14 protein-coding genes are annotated in these 15,452 nt (G+C 53.0%); 8 read left to right on the top strand and 6 right to left on the bottom strand.

From position 1 onward, the window contains the following. Positions 1 to 45: 45 nt before the first annotated feature. Both CZ787_RS09060 and CZ787_RS09055 read left to right on the top strand, forming a co-directional pair. Positions 46 to 1,050: an amidoligase family protein gene (locus CZ787_RS09060; protein WP_087108350.1), complete on the top strand. Its 1,005-nt coding sequence runs from the start codon at positions 46 to 48 to the stop codon at positions 1,048 to 1,050. Between the two features lie 57 nt (positions 1,051 to 1,107). Continuing rightward, on the top strand, positions 1,108 to 1,791 hold the full coding sequence (locus CZ787_RS09055) for a gamma-glutamyl-gamma-aminobutyrate hydrolase family protein (RefSeq protein ID WP_087108347.1): 684 nt from the start codon (positions 1,108 to 1,110) through the stop codon (positions 1,789 to 1,791). Here the strand turns inward: CZ787_RS09055 and tpx are convergent. Beyond that, entirely contained in the window at positions 1,781 to 2,284 is a 504-nt protein-coding gene (gene tpx / locus CZ787_RS09050) for a thiol peroxidase (protein ID WP_087108345.1), read from the bottom strand. The genes CZ787_RS09055 and tpx overlap by 11 nt on opposite strands. A 167-nt stretch (positions 2,285 to 2,451) precedes the next feature. Between tpx and CZ787_RS09045 the strand changes: the two genes are divergently transcribed. Next, a complete protein-coding gene (locus CZ787_RS09045) occupies positions 2,452 to 3,168 on the top strand; it encodes a glutamine amidotransferase (RefSeq protein ID WP_087108343.1) in 717 nt (238 codons plus the stop codon). Between the two features lie 34 nt (positions 3,169 to 3,202). On the opposite strand, the gene nfi is transcribed toward CZ787_RS09045, so the two are convergent. Further along, a complete protein-coding gene (nfi, locus tag CZ787_RS09040; protein ID WP_087108340.1) occupies positions 3,203 to 3,913 on the bottom strand; it encodes a deoxyribonuclease V in 711 nt (236 codons plus the stop codon). Positions 3,914 to 4,050: 137 nt separating this feature from the next. After that, complete coding sequence (locus CZ787_RS09035; RefSeq protein WP_087108337.1) at positions 4,051 to 5,775, bottom strand: DEAD/DEAH box helicase; 1,725 nt, start codon at positions 5,773 to 5,775, stop codon at positions 4,051 to 4,053. Between the two features lie 541 nt (positions 5,776 to 6,316). Here CZ787_RS09035 and CZ787_RS09030 point away from each other — a divergent pair. Continuing rightward, the gene (locus tag CZ787_RS09030) at positions 6,317 to 6,514 is read left to right on the top strand and encodes a CsbD family protein (protein ID WP_087108335.1); all 198 of its coding nucleotides are present in this window, start codon (positions 6,317 to 6,319) and stop codon (positions 6,512 to 6,514) included. A gap of 123 nt (positions 6,515 to 6,637) precedes the next feature. Beyond that, complete coding sequence (locus CZ787_RS09025) at positions 6,638 to 7,120, top strand: PRC-barrel domain-containing protein (protein WP_087108333.1); 483 nt, start codon at positions 6,638 to 6,640, stop codon at positions 7,118 to 7,120. A gap of 90 nt (positions 7,121 to 7,210) precedes the next feature. Here CZ787_RS09025 and CZ787_RS09020 read toward each other — a convergent pair whose 3' ends face one another. Together CZ787_RS09020 and CZ787_RS09015 are read right to left on the bottom strand one after the other, a co-directional pair. Continuing rightward, complete coding sequence (locus CZ787_RS09020; RefSeq protein ID WP_087108331.1) at positions 7,211 to 8,212, bottom strand: glutathione S-transferase family protein; 1,002 nt, start codon at positions 8,210 to 8,212, stop codon at positions 7,211 to 7,213. 84 nt (positions 8,213 to 8,296) lie between these two features. Next, a complete protein-coding gene (locus tag CZ787_RS09015) occupies positions 8,297 to 9,217 on the bottom strand; it encodes a LysR family transcriptional regulator (RefSeq protein WP_087108329.1) in 921 nt (306 codons plus the stop codon). Positions 9,218 to 9,939: 722 nt separating this feature from the next. On the opposite strand from CZ787_RS09015, the gene CZ787_RS09010 reads away from it, so the two are divergent. Continuing rightward, complete coding sequence (locus CZ787_RS09010) at positions 9,940 to 11,610, top strand: peptidoglycan DD-metalloendopeptidase family protein (protein ID WP_087108327.1); 1,671 nt, start codon at positions 9,940 to 9,942, stop codon at positions 11,608 to 11,610. Between the two features lie 130 nt (positions 11,611 to 11,740). Here CZ787_RS09010 and CZ787_RS09005 read toward each other — a convergent pair whose 3' ends face one another. Beyond that, positions 11,741 to 13,378, bottom strand: a complete 1,638-nt coding sequence (locus CZ787_RS09005; RefSeq protein ID WP_087108325.1) for a L,D-transpeptidase family protein — start codon at positions 13,376 to 13,378, stop codon at positions 11,741 to 11,743. A gap of 105 nt (positions 13,379 to 13,483) precedes the next feature. Between CZ787_RS09005 and CZ787_RS09000 the strand changes: the two genes are divergently transcribed. Continuing rightward, a complete protein-coding gene (locus CZ787_RS09000) occupies positions 13,484 to 14,209 on the top strand; it encodes a murein L,D-transpeptidase catalytic domain family protein (protein ID WP_087108324.1) in 726 nt (241 codons plus the stop codon). Between the two features lie 96 nt (positions 14,210 to 14,305). Next, complete coding sequence (locus tag CZ787_RS08995; RefSeq protein ID WP_087108322.1) at positions 14,306 to 15,325, top strand: patatin-like phospholipase family protein; 1,020 nt, start codon at positions 14,306 to 14,308, stop codon at positions 15,323 to 15,325. The last annotated feature ends 127 nt before the right edge of the window (positions 15,326 to 15,452 follow it).

The following is a 15,452-nucleotide window of genomic DNA, read 5'->3' as shown; positions in this document are numbered from 1 at the left end:
TATGATAGGCTGATAATCTAAACGTTCACCTCACAGGATGCCGAGATGACGCTGCAAGCTCCCCCGAATCGGTTAAATAGCGACGGCAAGGTACGCCGTGTGGGCGTTGAGATCGAATTTGCCGGCTTGCCACCCCACGACACTGCATTAGTGGTTCGCGATCTGTTTAAAGGTGAGCTTAACGTGGTAAGCCCCCACCGGCTACTGGTTGAGGGAACCCGCTGGGGTGTATTTGGCATTGAGCTTGACACCCAGTACGCCCATCCTGACCAGTCACTGCTTGAAGAGCAGGCTAACCAGGATAGCGAATGGGAACGCCATCGGCGTCAGCGCCGCTTGGAATTTCACCAAAAGACCCGCGAATTTATTGGCGACATGGTAACAGGCCTGGTGCCCACCGAGCTTATTTGCCCGCCGGTTCCGTGGAATGAACTTGAAGAACTGGATACTATTTTTCAGGCATTACGCGACCAGGGTGCAAAAGGCACTGATGCTAGCCTGCTGTATGGTTTTGGTTTACACCTTAATTTGGAGGTAGCGCGCCTGGACGTTGACTACCTGCTGGCGATGCTGCGTGCTTATCTCTTGCTGGCCCATTGGCTTCGCGATGAGATCAAAGTGGATATCACCCGTGAAGTGTTGCCCCATGCTAATCCTTTCCCCAAGGAGTACGCCTTAAAGGTGCTGGATAGTCGCTACCAGCCAGACCTTGCATCGTTTATTAACGATTACCTGCACTATAACGCCACGCGAAATCGTGAGTTTGATCTACTGCCGTTATTTGCGTATCTGTGTCCAGAGCATCCTCACGCGATGCTGCATACCAAACTTATAAAGCCGCGCCCCACGTTTCATTACCGCTTGCCCAATGCACAGCTCTCTCAGCCAGAGTGGGGGGCGGTAGTGGAATGGAATCGCTGGGTTGAAGTGGAAAAACTCGCGGCGGACACTCAGCTTCTTCAAGCACGCTGTGATGAATATATAGCCAAGCAAAATCGACCGTTCATGATGCGCTTAAAAGACAAACTGAAAACATGGATGCGCCGTTAAGGCAGCGCTCCATGTCAGCAGCACGGCTATTTTGACGACTCAAGAGAACTTATCTGAATGCAACGGCCGCTTATTGGAATTACCACCTCGGATTATAAAAGCCACCTTGCCTGGTGGTTTGACTGGTTTGCCGTATGGCGGCATGGCGGAAAACCCTTACGGCTATCCCCTTCCCGCCCGTTGCCAGCGTATCTGGATGGGTTAATTATTGGCGGTGGCGATGATATTCAGGCGACCCTCTACGGCGGTGAGCTCCAGCTGGATGTACGCCTTGACCCAGCACGCGACGCTCTGGAACTTGCCTTACTTGAACGATTCATTCCCTTAAACACACCCGTTTTGGGTATTTGCCGAGGTGCCCAATTAATCAACGTGCATTTAGGCGGCACGCTGGACCCCGATATTTACACCACCCACGAAGGCTTAAAACGTCGGCGCACGGTACTTCCCCGTAAGACGGTCGATATTGTGGGTGCAAGCCAACTGTATCAATTACTCGGCGTCACCTGGTGCCGGGTAAATAGCCTTCATCATCAGGCCGTTAACCAAGCGGGCCAAGGGATAGAGATTGTCGCGCGTGACCGTGACGGCCTGGTGCAAGGCATCGAATCGCGCGAACATGATTTTTTAATCGGGGTTCAATGGCATCCCGAATGGCTGATATTTAACCGCCCCCAGCAACGCCTGATTAGTGCGCTGCTGGAGGCCGCTAAACGTTGTCAGCAGTCAGCTACGCCGTAAGTACGGCCAGTGCCGCATCGTAGTTCGGTTCATTTTTAATTTCGCTGACCAGCTCGCTATGCAGTACGCGATTATCGCTATCCAGCACCACCACGGCACGTGCACATAAGCCCTCCATAGGGTTATTACGCAGCGCAACACCCCAGGCCTCTAAAAACTCGGGATGGCGGAAGGTGGAAAGCGTTTTAACGTTATCCAACCCTTCCGCACCGCAAAATCGCTGAGCGGCAAAGGGCAGATCAGCCGACACCACCAACACCACGGTATCGTCCAAATTAGAGGCAAGCTCATTAAAACGCCGTGTCGACATGGCGCAGGTCGGCGTGTCGACGCTGGGAATAATATTGAGGACTTTCCGCTTGCCTGCGTAGGTGTCCAGCGTTACGTCTTGAAGATTGCCATCGGTTAATACCATCTCTGGCGCGGCTTGATCGACGGAAGGTATTACCCCGGCCACATCCATCGGTTCACCGGCACGCGTCACGTGTTGCATTGTCATCTCCTTATTAAAGCCTAATGAACAGGATCGCTCATTATTGGCGTTACACACTGAATGGCGGTTACATCTTATTCGCCCTATCGCATAATGACATGCTTTATCCCCTTGGTGCTCGCATCAGCAGTTTGCGTACCAGGCTGCCTTTTTTCACAGGAATCAATATGGCCTCTGTCGTCATTATTAAAACCGGCGATGCATTTTCTGACGTTGTCGAACAGCACGGTGATTTTGAAACCCTCTTTGAGCAACAGCTAAACGATACGCTGCCTGAGCATTTAACACTTCGCGTATGGGACGCCCGAAAGGAGTCTGCGCCGCTACCGCTAAAAGCGCTGAAAGGCATTCTCATTACTGGCTCGCACAGCATGGTGAGCCACAAAGAGCCCTGGAGCGAACGCTTAAAACCCTGGCTACAGGAGGCGCTTCAAGCGGACATTCCCATGTTAGGCGTTTGCTACGGCCATCAGTTAATGACAGCGGCTTTTGGAGGCGTAAGCGACTTCCACCCCAAGGGGCGTGAGCTGGGTACGCATAGCGTTACGCTGACGGATGCGGGCCTTCAAGACCCCCTGTTTAGCCAGTTACCCGCGCAGTTTATGGCCCACCTGACCCATGCGCAGTCTGTGTTAACGCCGCCTTCCAATACGCAGGTATTAGCCTGTAATTCCCACGATGCGCACCAGGCACTGCGTTACGGGCCGCGCCAGTGGAGCGTGCAGTTTCATCCTGAATTCACCGTACCTGTCATGCGTGCTTATATAGCGCATCAGCGCGAAGTGCTGCTTGACCAGCAACAAGACGCAGAGGCAATTGCCGCTCAGGTGGTTGAAACGCAGGAGGCTACAAGCTTACTCAAGCGCTTTATCACGCTTTTATAAAACGCTCATCACGTGGTTAAGTGAGCCTGGCATTTTAAAACAGCGAATCCTGGGGCTTTTTGACATGCTGGTCGCGCCTTGAAGCCAACCTGTCGGCCAAGCGGGTAGGCTCTGGCAGCTTGGTACGTCCCAGGCAACGCATTACCCAATCAAGCGATGTTTCAAGACTAATTCGGTGGCCAGGCGAGACAAATACCGGCTTCACCTTGTCACGCGAGCGCAGTACGGCACCAATCGTCTCGCTACCGGCTCGCAGCGGCACCCAGTCCCCACGTGTCTCGCCTACCTCATCGTGCTTGCCGTAAAGGCGTGACTTGGCAACGCCGATGGTGGGCAGGTCTAGCCATAGCCCTAAGTGCGCAGCGATCCCGAGCCTTCTGGGGTGGGCGATCCCTTGGCCATCCACCATGATTAATTCGGGCAGTATATTGAGCCGTTCAAAGGCGCCCAGTGCCGCAGGTATTTCGCGAAAAGAGAGCAGTCCTGGAATATACGGCATTCGCGTCGGCTCACGATGAACAACTTGCTCAACAAGCGTTAAGTCAGGTGCTGTTTGTGGGTCCCACTTGAGCACCACCACGGCTGCCCGCGTCGTATCTCCGTTGTCTTCAAAGCCAATATCCATCCCGGCGATGTGCGTTACCGGAGCAATACGGTCATCAGACTCTAACCGTGTAGCAAGCTCTTTCTGAAGCGCAATAGCCTCTTTAGGCGCCAGGTTCCATTCATGCAAGGCTGCTTTCACTGTTGACTCCCTGTCTCGACTCCCTGTCGCTTTTTTGGCGTGTCATCTTTTAGCGTAGCAAAAAAATGCCCCCGCACCGGAAACCGGTACGAGGGCATTTTAGGCGCGGTTAATACCGCTATCGCATGCTTAAGCGATTACGCTTCGCGGCGACGGATCGGCGCATCGCCATCATCACGACGACGGCGCGGCGCACGCTCAGGCGCGCTGTCTTCACTGATTTCCAACGGACGACCGGCTACGCGAGCACGGGCCATCTTGGTCAGGATAGTGGAAGGCAGACCACTGGGTAGCTCAACCACGGAAAAGGCGTTACGGATATCGATACGGCCGATACGTGCACCTTCAATGCCGCCTTCATTCGCCAGTGCGCCAACCAGCTGGCCTGGCTTAACGCCGTCTTTATGGCCAACAGATACGCGGTAGCGGGTCATGCCTTCGCTAGGTGCGCGCGGACGCTCACCACGTTCTCCACGCTCACGGCGAGCACCTGGCTTGGCGCTGCCACCTTCACGCGGTGCACGCTCTTTACGCGGCGCCTGCAAGCGGCCAATCGGCGCTTCATCAGCACGCGCCATGGCAGCAAAGGCGCAGGCCAGCTGAATAGCGTCGTGACCTTCTTCTACCAGGCGCTCTACCAGTGCCTGCTGCTCTTCTGCGCCTTTGGTAAGCGCTGCCACCACACGGTGGTGGAAAACTTCGTCACGGTGAGCGCGAATAGCAGCTTCGTCAGGCAGCGGCATTTCGGTCATTTTCTGACCGGTTGCCTGCTCCATCCAGCCTACTTTACGACCTTCACGGAAACCGGCAAAGGTAATCGCGATGCCGCTACGACCAGCACGACCAGTACGGCCGATACGGTGCGTATACGCTTCTGCATCTTGCGGAAGATCGTAGTTGATAACGTGCGTAATGCGCGGCACGTCAAGACCACGGGCAGCAACGTCAGTCGCAATCAGTACGTCGACCTTGCTACGCTTCAGGCGAGTAATCGTACGCTCGCGCAGGCTTTGGTCCAAGTCACCGGACAGGCCAGCGGCGTTGACGCCACGAGCCGTCAGTTGCTCAACCAGGGTAGTACAAGCGGCGCGAGTACGTACGAAGACAATAGCGGCATCGACCGGCTCGACTTCAAGAATACGTGCCAGCGCTTCAAGCTTGGCACCGCCGTCAACGCGTACAATGCGCTGCTCAATGTTTTCGCCAGTGGTCGTGCGCGACTCAATCGCCACTTTTACCGGGTCAACCAGGTAGCGGTTAACAATGCGCTCAATTTCAGTCGGCAGTGTGGCCGAGAAAAACACACGCTGTGCATCTTTCGGGGTATCGGCGACCACGCGTTTAACGTCGTCGATAAAGCCCATGCGCAGCATTTCATCAGCTTCGTCTAACACGAGTGCTGACAGGCCGTCCAACTTCAAGCTGCCGCGATCCAGGTGATCAATAATACGGCCGGGGGTGCCAACGATAACTTGGGCACCGCGCTTCAGCGCGCCTAACTGCTCACGGTACTCTTGGCCACCACACAGGATTGCCACTTCAAGGCCCTGCAGGTTTTGACCATACTTACTAAATGAGGCTGCCACCTGCTGAGCAAGCTCGCGGGTTGGGGCCATGACTAATACTTGGGGTACACGACGTTGAAGTTCCAGTCGTGACAATAACGGTAAAGCAAATGCTGCGGTTTTACCGGTACCCGTTTGTGCTTGGCCCAGCATATCGCGACCTTCCAGCAACGCAGGAATAGTTTGCGCCTGGATAGGTGAAGGGGTTACATAGCCCTGTGCTTCAACAGCAGACAGAACGGCAGGCAATAGAGCCAGATCGCCGAAGCTCGGCGAGGCGACAGAAGTCGAGGTCATTAATCACACCTTGGTAGGCCGGCAGTACCGGCAAAAGAGCATCGTAAGCGTCTCTGACTCTGACATCGACGTGCGCTAAAAGGCAGCATCGAAAAACAGGTTCCGTCAATAAGCGGATAATGTCATCAGTGGAGTCGGAGACGCCGGTCGCACCTGGCATACGGCTGGCAAACCTATATATTTTCAAATCTATATAAAGGGCCAACCGCTGTGGCGACCTTCTGCGCCGATTTCACCCGTTTGGTGAAATGCTGGAGGCGCGCCATCTTCACAGCAATGAACATCTGCAATCATAGAGATGTTCCAGCAAGCCTTGCTACGCATCAAATATAAAAACTACGTAGACATCGCTTATCGTCGTGATGGAGGGGTCAACACATGCGAGGAGCGCGCATCCTAACACCTCAAATAATGAATGACCAGCCTTTTTACTTCACCTTCTTTTACTTCACCCAAAACAAACACCTTCACTTGCACTTGTGTAAACATCGTCTAACTTAATTAGATGCCTCAACACGTTCAGCAATTCAAGGAGTGATGTATGAACTGGGATCAAATTGAAGGCAAGTGGACGGAAATGAAAGGTAAAGCACGCACTAGCTGGGGCGACTTCACCGATGATGAGCTTGATCAGATTGGTGGCAGGAAAGATCAGCTAGTGGGCAAGCTTCAGCAAAAATATGGTCTGACGCGTGAAGAAGCTGAAAGACGTGCTGATGATTGGGCCAACACGCTATAACCCGTCAGCGTCATAAGCCTACTCGCTTCTATTTTAGTCAAACGTTGCAAGTTATTGGTGACTAGTAATGAATGGGCAGCCAATTGTTGACCATTCTGTATTTTAGCCACATGGAGAGAAGCTATGCGTAAGACAATGTTAACCACCGCTATCGGTACCGCCCTGCTAGGCAGTCTGGCCTTCGGAGTGCAAGCGTCAGAAGAGCCCCAAGGCATGTACTCCGCTAAAGATATCCTTGACGCTGACGTCTACTTCAACAATGGATCCGGCGATGAGATCGGTGAAGTCGATAATATTCTGTTCGATGAAGAGATGCGTATCAATGCGCTGGTCATTGAGAGTGGCGCCGTATTAGGCCTTGGTGGTCGTGAGATCGTTGTAGGCACTGATTACTTCTCGCTTGAAACTCACACTGAGAGCGACGGGGATACCGAGCACCGCATTATTCTTGATGCAACCCCCGAAGAAGTTGAAGAATTTCCTGCCTACAACCATGACTGGTGGGAACAAACCAAAGTAAATGCGCGCGATGCGTGGGAAACTACCCGCGATGGCGCACAAAGCGCTTGGCAATCAACACGTGAAGCCATTTCAGATCACGATTAACACCGTTAATCATCAAGCTAACGTAATAACAGAAGACCGCCTTTTCGGCGGTCTTCTGGTTTGCAACGGCGGCTGTGCTGAACAAGCTGCCTAAGCGCTCTGCTTAGAACGTACCCCACGTCCCGGCAAGCGCTCTCGATCATGGGGGCGTTCAAAATCAAGCAGCGGCCCAGCGGGTACAATGCGTGTTGGGTTAATCGTATCGTGGCTATAGTAGTAGTGACGTTTTATATGATCCATATCAACCGTTTCAGCCACCCCCGGCCACTGGTAGATCTCACGCACATAGTTGGACAAGTTGGGAAAGTCTTCAATACGCTTAAAATTGCATTTGAAGTGGCCGTAATACACGGCATCAAAACGAATCAGCGTCGTAAACAGGCGGATATCCGCTTCTGTTAGCCACTCCCCCGCCAAGTAACGCTGGTTACCCAAGCGTTTTTCCACACGCTCTAGTGCTTCAAATAGCGCGTGAACATGCTTTTCATACACAGCCTGCTCGGTGGCAAAACCGGTCTTGTAGACGCCATTGTTAATATGGTCATAGACATCGGCATTCACTTGATCGATCTGTTCGCGCAAATCCTCCGGATAAAAATCCAAGTGGTTGCCAGTAAGATCATCAAACGCGACATTCAATATACGTAACAAGTCGGCCGACTCATTATTAACGATGGCACTTCGCTTTTTATCCCAGAGCACAGGGACCGTTACCCGACCGGTATAGGTGGGATTGGTCATGGTGTATAGCTGATAGTGGTAATCAACGCCGTTAACGGCGTCACCGCTTGAGCCTTCATTCTGCTCATAGGTCCACCCCTTATTTAACATCAAAGGGCTCACATGTGACTCGCCTATCAACGACTCCAGCCCTTTTAGCTTACGCATTATGAGGATGCGATGCGCCCAAGGGCAGGCTAACGAAACGTATAGATGGTAGCGGTCCTTTTCAGCGGGATAGCAGGCCCCGTCAGTTCCCGGTTGATCGCCGACCCAATCACGCAGCTGAGCAGACTCACGCACAAATTCACCGCCGCTCTTTTTCGTGTCGTACCACTGGTCGTGCCATTCACCATTAACAAGCAAGCCCATAAGGCATCTCCTAAAGGGGGTAATAAGTATCTGACGACGCTACCTTCAGCATACCCCCGGTGCACAGATGCTCAAGCGGATGTTTTACGGTGTTTCATTCGAGATAATCGAACCATGAGAATAGAGTTCGTCGACCGCCTGCTTTAACGCAGTAGCCATGGCATGAGCGGCAGGCCCCGCACGATCACGATCCCGAAAAATCATCTGAACAGGTACTTCACGTATGCCACCCGCCGGAAGCGGTAGCGGCTTTAACTCGCCACGCGCTAGCTCTTCTGTAATATGGGATTCAGGCATCCAAGCGAACCCCAGGCCACGCTTTAACATATCTAGAGAGGTGTTCAAATGACCTACCGTCCAACGCTGCTCGGCCTTTAACCACCCTGCATCCAAAGGCTGACGCAAGGCTGAGTCACGAACCACCAACTGGCGATGCTGCGCCAGATCGCGGAGATCCAGTGATCGCCCCAGCTGGTGTAGGGCATGATCCGGATGGGCAACCGCAATAAAGCGAACGAGCACCAGAGGCTCGCCTAAAAAACCCTGCGCCGATATACCCGAAACCACGAGGTCTGCACGGCCGTCATAGAGCATTTCAATTCCACCATGGAGCACGCTCTCATGTAGCTGCACGCGTACTTGTGGGTACTCTTCCGAGAAGCGCTCTAGCGCCTTCGCCTGGACCGCCGCAGGGAATATCTGCTCGATTGCCACGATAATTTCAGCTTCCAGGCCTGCCGCCAGCCTTGACGCCACATCTTCTAAAGAGGCTGCGTTTTCTACCAATTGACGTGCGCGACGCAGCAGTAATTCACCGGCTTCCGTCAAGCGAACCTGACGCCCAACCGGCTCAAGCACCTGAACACCTAACTGCTCTTCCAGCTTATGAACGGCATGGTTCAACGTAGAGGGGCTTTTATGGATCGCTTCCGCTGCACGCGCAAATCCTCCATGGTCTACCACGGCTGCCAGCATTTGCCATTGCGCAAGTGTTACCCGGGACATTTCGATTTCCTCGATGCTATACAGCGATACAATCCGCTTAATCTTCGAAAAAATCTCACTAGAATGCCAGTAATCAATAAAAAGTACCGCTTATTCAGCGCTTATTTGCGCCATCCGGCACAATACAGCCTCCTCGGAACAGCAACGCCAAGCGCATCCATGCGAATCCATCAGCCTGTCAGCTGTTGCCTAACCACGTTAAAAACACTCAAAAAATCTGCAATTAACCTTTTGTTACAAAAAAAAACATCAAGATCAACCCCGGCTTAAGTCTGACAGACAGCATCTATGGCTAACGGTATTATCTTCGTCCAACTCAAAAACTCTTAACTAACATTAATAAAAATTTAAGCACTTGTTTTTAAACAATAATAACAACAATTCCTATTAGATCTTACTTACTCGACCCTCCCATCCTCTATAAATCCTTTACACTACTCCCTACCTGTCTATGGTTAGGTTAATAATTCTCATGTTTTTCAGGTCTGAAGCATGCGATGCGCAGAGCTAGCCAACTCGCTTTATTCAAGCTTTTATTTACCTTTGTTAGCAAACAGTGTTCACAAACAGTAATATCTGCCATTTACTTATGCTCATATAGCAAAAGTATCTTTTATGTACAGATATACAGTCTATGCACCTTTTGCTCCATGGGGTATGGTTCCGGGGTTTGTTTACTTTCATATTCGTTTTCGATCACGAACTCGGCGGTCTATTTACCCATGTTGCGAATCCTTCATTCGCTGCCCCGCACGCATAAGTTGTTACTGTTACCTGTGGCTACAATGGTCACTGTGCTGGGCGCACAAAAATTAATTACAACGTATCACGATTTAAACCAACCCCATACACCGCTTGAAAGCGTGTTAGTACCGCTTCCCAGCGATTCAGCGCCAGGTCTTCCTTCCCTTGGTCAGGAACGAACGCCGGTTGCTGATGCCATCAATCGCGCCTCAAGGGCCATTGATGCCACCCGCGAACATATCCCCCTTAGCGATTTAGCGGCAACAGAAATCGTTGACCTTGATCTTATCTCCAGTGCGGATGCGGCGGTAGCAGAACACCAGCCCCCCAGTGCATTACTCACCCACAGTGCAATCGATAACGGCGCGCTGCATATGGCGGTTGTCGTAGGCACACTTTCAAGCGGCATGCTCGATATCGATCCGTCGTCCTCTGTCGAAATCGCAGATGCTACTTCTTATGAAGATTACGGCATTGATCTGTTCGATGACGTCTCTTTTCTTGAGCTGGAACTGGCTGCTGAAGAGCCCTATGTCCCCGAATGGAAAACCCACCTTGTTGAGCCAGGTGAAACCTTTGCCGTTCTGGCACAAGATGAGCTGGGACTAGGCTATAGCGAAGTACTGGCACTGCTGGATGACATGCCAGAATCTCGAATGCTGACAAACTGGCGTGCAGGCCACAGCTTCGACTACCAGCTAGACGAGGACGGCCGCCTGCTCGCGCTTCGCATGATGAAAAACATGCGCGACGGGGTATTAATAGAAAGCGACACTGACAATTTCGCCATTACGTCTATTGAGCGACAGGGTGAGCCGGTTCAACGCCTTTTTGCGGGTAGTGTTAGCGGTAGTTTCGCCCGCTCAGCTCAGGCAACAGGTTTGAGCAGTAGCTCGGTTACCGAGCTTACTCACTTGCTAGAGAAGAAACTTGATTTTCGCCGGGACAGTCGCCGTGGCGACCAATTCCAGGTGCTGGTTGAGTCCGACATGATTGATGGTGAAACGCTGGGCTCCCGCGTACTAGCAGTAAAGTATTCCGGAGAGCGCATGGACCTCACTGTCGTACGTAATGCCACCGATAATAACTTCTATACCCCCGAAGGCAATAGTCTGGACCCCTCTTTCGCCCGCTACCCCTTTGACGGCAGTTATCGCCTTAGCTCCAACTTCAACCCGCGCCGCAAACATCCGGTAACAGGCCGGATTAGCCCGCACAATGGCACTGATTTTGCGATGCCTATTGGCACACCGGTGACTGCCCCCGCCAATGGCCGTGTTGAGAAAATTGCCAACCACCCAGCCGCAGGCCGCTATATTATTATCCGCCATGACAATGGTTATCGTACGCGCTATCTGCACTTGTCCCGGCAGTTGGTAAGCCAGAGCCAGCGCGTCGCCATGGGCGAGCGCATCGCGCTTTCGGGTAACACTGGCCGCAGTACAGGCCCTCATCTGCATTACGAGGTCATCGTTAATAACTCACCCGTTAATGCAATGACGATAGACCTGCCTGAAAACATGGGCTTAAACGGCGACACACTGATTGCCTTCCAACGCCAGGCCGAACCGATGCTTGCTGCGCTTGAAAGTGGCGAAACCGGCACGATTAGCGTGGCGGGCTACCAGTCAGAAAGCGATACTGAGTAATCCAGGTTTTTGTAATCCAAGCTTTAACACCATATAACAATGCCGCCCCCTGGGGCGGCATTGTCGTTTTTATACCCTGAACGGTAGCCACGCACCTTGCGCTATCTACACGCTGGCCTGCCCTCTACGTTCATACAGAACGCTGAAGCGCTGCCAATAGTGACGCATCGCGCCGGTAGATATCCGTGCGAAACTCCACTTCCCCTTGGGCGTTGGGCCATGCGGTCAAGTAATGTAGCGCGACAGGAATGCGCTGAGGCAAGCTCACATTACGGTCGCTGCCACCGCTATTTAATAGCGTGCTGAGCTGATAACGACTGCCACTGTCTTGCAAAAGCATTTGGGCAAATTCGCGCACCCCTTCCACGCGTACACAGCCAGAACTCAATGCCCGCTGATCACGCTGGAAAAGCCCCTGTGCTGGCGTGTCGTGCAAATAGATCATGTCATTATTGGGAAAACGCACCACCACTCGACCCAAAGGGTTACTGTTACCCGCTACCTGGCGCAACATAACGCCCCCTGGGCGTTGCCAATCAACCTCGGCGGGGTCTAGCTGCGCACCGGACATATTGATCACCTGCATATTATGCTGGGCTAAATAGTCGGTGTTCTGACGTATACGGGGCAGAACATCTTCACGCAGGATAGTAGGCGGAATCGTCCAGCTGGGATTGATCGTTAGGTGGCTGATGGATGAGTGAATAATAGGCGTTTCACGGCGCGGCGACCCAACGACCACCCGAGCATTCCACTGCTGGCCGTTTGGCCGAATATAGTGCAACTGGTAGCCTGCGATATCCACCCAGGCCCGCGGCTCGCTAGACTGCTGGGGGCTTATCCAGCGAGCACGTTCCAGATTAACCCGCAACTGGTCAACACGTGAGGCGGCAGGTGCATTAAGCGCCAGGCGAGTACGATCGCCGACGACGCCATCGGCGGTTAATTGATGGCGCCTCTGAAAGCGTTTTACGGCCATTTCGAGTTCAGTATCAAAGGTGCGTCTATCGCCTGGCGCCTGAACGCCAATCATGGGATAGGCGCTGCTGTCTGCCGAGACCAGGCCATCTTCTCCCCACATCGCCAAACGTTGGCGCAGCAGGATAACGTCATCATCCCTATCACCCGGACGCAGCGAGACTTCGCGCGACGGCAAATACGGGGTGCTGCCTAGCGTGGCCATCTGGCGATAGCGACTGAGCGCCTCTCGCAACTGCTGATACTCACTTGAGGCCGGGCGAGCCAGTTCAAAGGCGCGCTCCAACGCCTGGTCATCAACGGCCTGAGCAACGCGAGCCAGCGAGTAGCGACGCTCAGGGCGTGGGGCATCCCAATTCGGCTCAACGTCACGCGGGTTGACCTTGCCACGCTCCAAGTGATCGAGCGCCAACAACAGCGACGACGTTGCCTGAATATCAAACGCGGCCTGAGCGGACTCTCCAGCGTTCTGGCTACTCTGGAAAGCGCTCAACAATCTATCGGCACGGTAGTCACTAGGGGTCAAACCATCACTTTCAAGCAGGTTAAGCGCATTGGCTAACGCCTCAACCGATGAAGCCTCGCGCCAAGCTAGCTGCTCATTACGCAATTGATAAAATTCACGGATCGGCAGCGTAGCCTGATCTTCAGCCGCCAAGCGCTGTATAAGTGCCTGTTTAAGCGGCTCAGAGGCCGCATACGCCGGTGTTACACCGAAGGGGATATGGGACAGTGCTAGACCTAGAGCGGCCCCTATCGCCCATTGTCTTAGTGACTGCATCTCGTTCATCACCCTCTCCTTGCGTTACTATGAATTCCCATTCGCGGCATGCTTACTTTCATCATAGCCGTTTACTGTTTTTCGTCGTCGCTCTTGTCAGCAGGATTGCTCTGTATGGTAACCCGTTTGCGCCCACTATCGTTGTCATGCTGTTTACCTTTCGCGTTCATTAGCCTCCCTTTATACGCGAGCAGTTTCTTTTCTGATGTCGCCTCAACGCCCCCTCCCGGTGTGTTATCGCTTAATCATCAGTTGCTTCAATTAGCGCCTTCGGCTACCCCAGAAGCGCTGCGCCTTGCCGCCCAAGCGCTTAGCTGTGCGGACCCCAATGTCGAGCGGCTGGCAGTTATCGACTATTCACTGCCTTCCACCGAGCGGCGCTTGTGGGTTTTTGACCTGCGCCAGCACACGCTACTGTTTGAGGAATTGGTCTCCCATGGTCAGGGTTCTGGTGATGCGCAAGCCGAAACCTTCTCGAATATTCCTGAAAGTTATCAATCAAGTCTTGGCTTGTTTCGTACCATGAATAGCTATTACGGACGCAACGGCTACTCCCTTAGGCTTAACGGGCTGGAACCCGAGGTCAACGACCTCGCCTACGAACGTGCCATTGTGATTCATGGAGCCGACTACGTTAGCGACGACTTTATCGCGCAAACAGGTCGTCTCGGCCGCAGCCATGGCTGTCCCGCTGTACGCGAGGATATCACTTACCCGCTGATTGATAGCTTAAGAGAAGATCAGTATGTGTTTGCCTATTACCCCGATGAAGAGTGGCTCGCCAGCTCAGATTTCTTACGCTGCCAAACGCCAGGTTCCCCCCATTTAGCGCAGCGTTAAATTCGTCTCATACGCGTTGGTGGTGGCATGTGTTGGTTCTTATGCCATGCTGAGAAGCAGTGCAGCATGAATAAGCTTACTAACGCATGAGGCCTTATGACTCAAGTCAAGAAGCTGGATCTCGCATTGCAAGGCGGTGGGGCGCACGGCGCTTATTCATGGGGCGTCATTGACCGCCTGCTTGAAGATGAGCGCATCGAAATAGAAGGTATTAGCGGCACCAGTGCCGGCGCCATGAATGGCGTGGTGATGGCAGATGCCCTTACCAGGGGCGGCAAGCCGTTAGCCAGGCAAGCACTTACAGATTTTTGGCAGGCCGTCAGCCGCGCGGGTATGGCAAGCCCGGTACGCCGTTCGCCGATGGATGTCTGGACAGGCAACTGGAGCCTTGATCATTCGCCTGGCTATATCGCGATGGACCTTATGACGCGCCTGATCTCGCCCTATCAATTCAACCCGTTGAACGTTAACCCACTGCGTGACATCGTTGATGCACACATTGATTTCGAGCGGGTGCGCCAATGCGAGCAGCTTAAGCTGTTTGTGGCAGCCACCAATGTGCGCACGGGCAAACAGCGTGTCTTTCGTCGCGAAGAGATGAGCCTTGATGCTGTGATGGCCTCTGCCTGTTTACCCTTGATGTTCCAGGCCGTTGAAATTGATGGTGAGGCCTACTGGGATGGCGGCTACATGGGTAACCCCGCGCTGTTTCCCTTAATGGAGGAGTGCAGTTCACGCGATATCCTGCTGGTACAAATTAATCCTATCAGCCGCGACTCAGTGCCGACCTGTGCGTCATCCATCCTGAACAGACTTAATGAAATTACCTTTAACGCCGCGCTGATTAAAGAGATACGCATGATTGCACTGCTGCAACATGCCCTGGAAGAGCAAGGGATTAAAAACTGTTACCAGCAGGCACTCTTTCATCGTATTAGCGGCGAGCAAGCGCTGGAAAATCTTTCCGTTTCCAGCAAGATGAATTCGGAATGGTCGTTTCTTTCACATCTTTTTGAACAAGGCCGAGACGCCGCGCAGCGCTGGCTGGATGAGCACTTCGAGGCAATCGGCAATCACTCAACGCTGGATATCGACGCCGTTTACCTGCACGACTAAACAGCACTATTGTGATGCATGCCGCCTACGGCATGCCCATCAACAGCGCGTGGGGCTGTTCCTCTTTCTGTAAATCTCCGGCCTATAAAAAGTAACCAACTGATAAGGCTTACAAAAACCCCCGATG

This window comes from Halomonas citrativorans (assembly GCF_900163645.1).
Lineage (GTDB): Bacteria > Pseudomonadota > Gammaproteobacteria > Pseudomonadales > Halomonadaceae > Vreelandella > Vreelandella citrativorans.
Note: the sequence above shows the minus strand (reverse complement) of the source record. Positions and strands in the feature narration are given on the sequence as shown.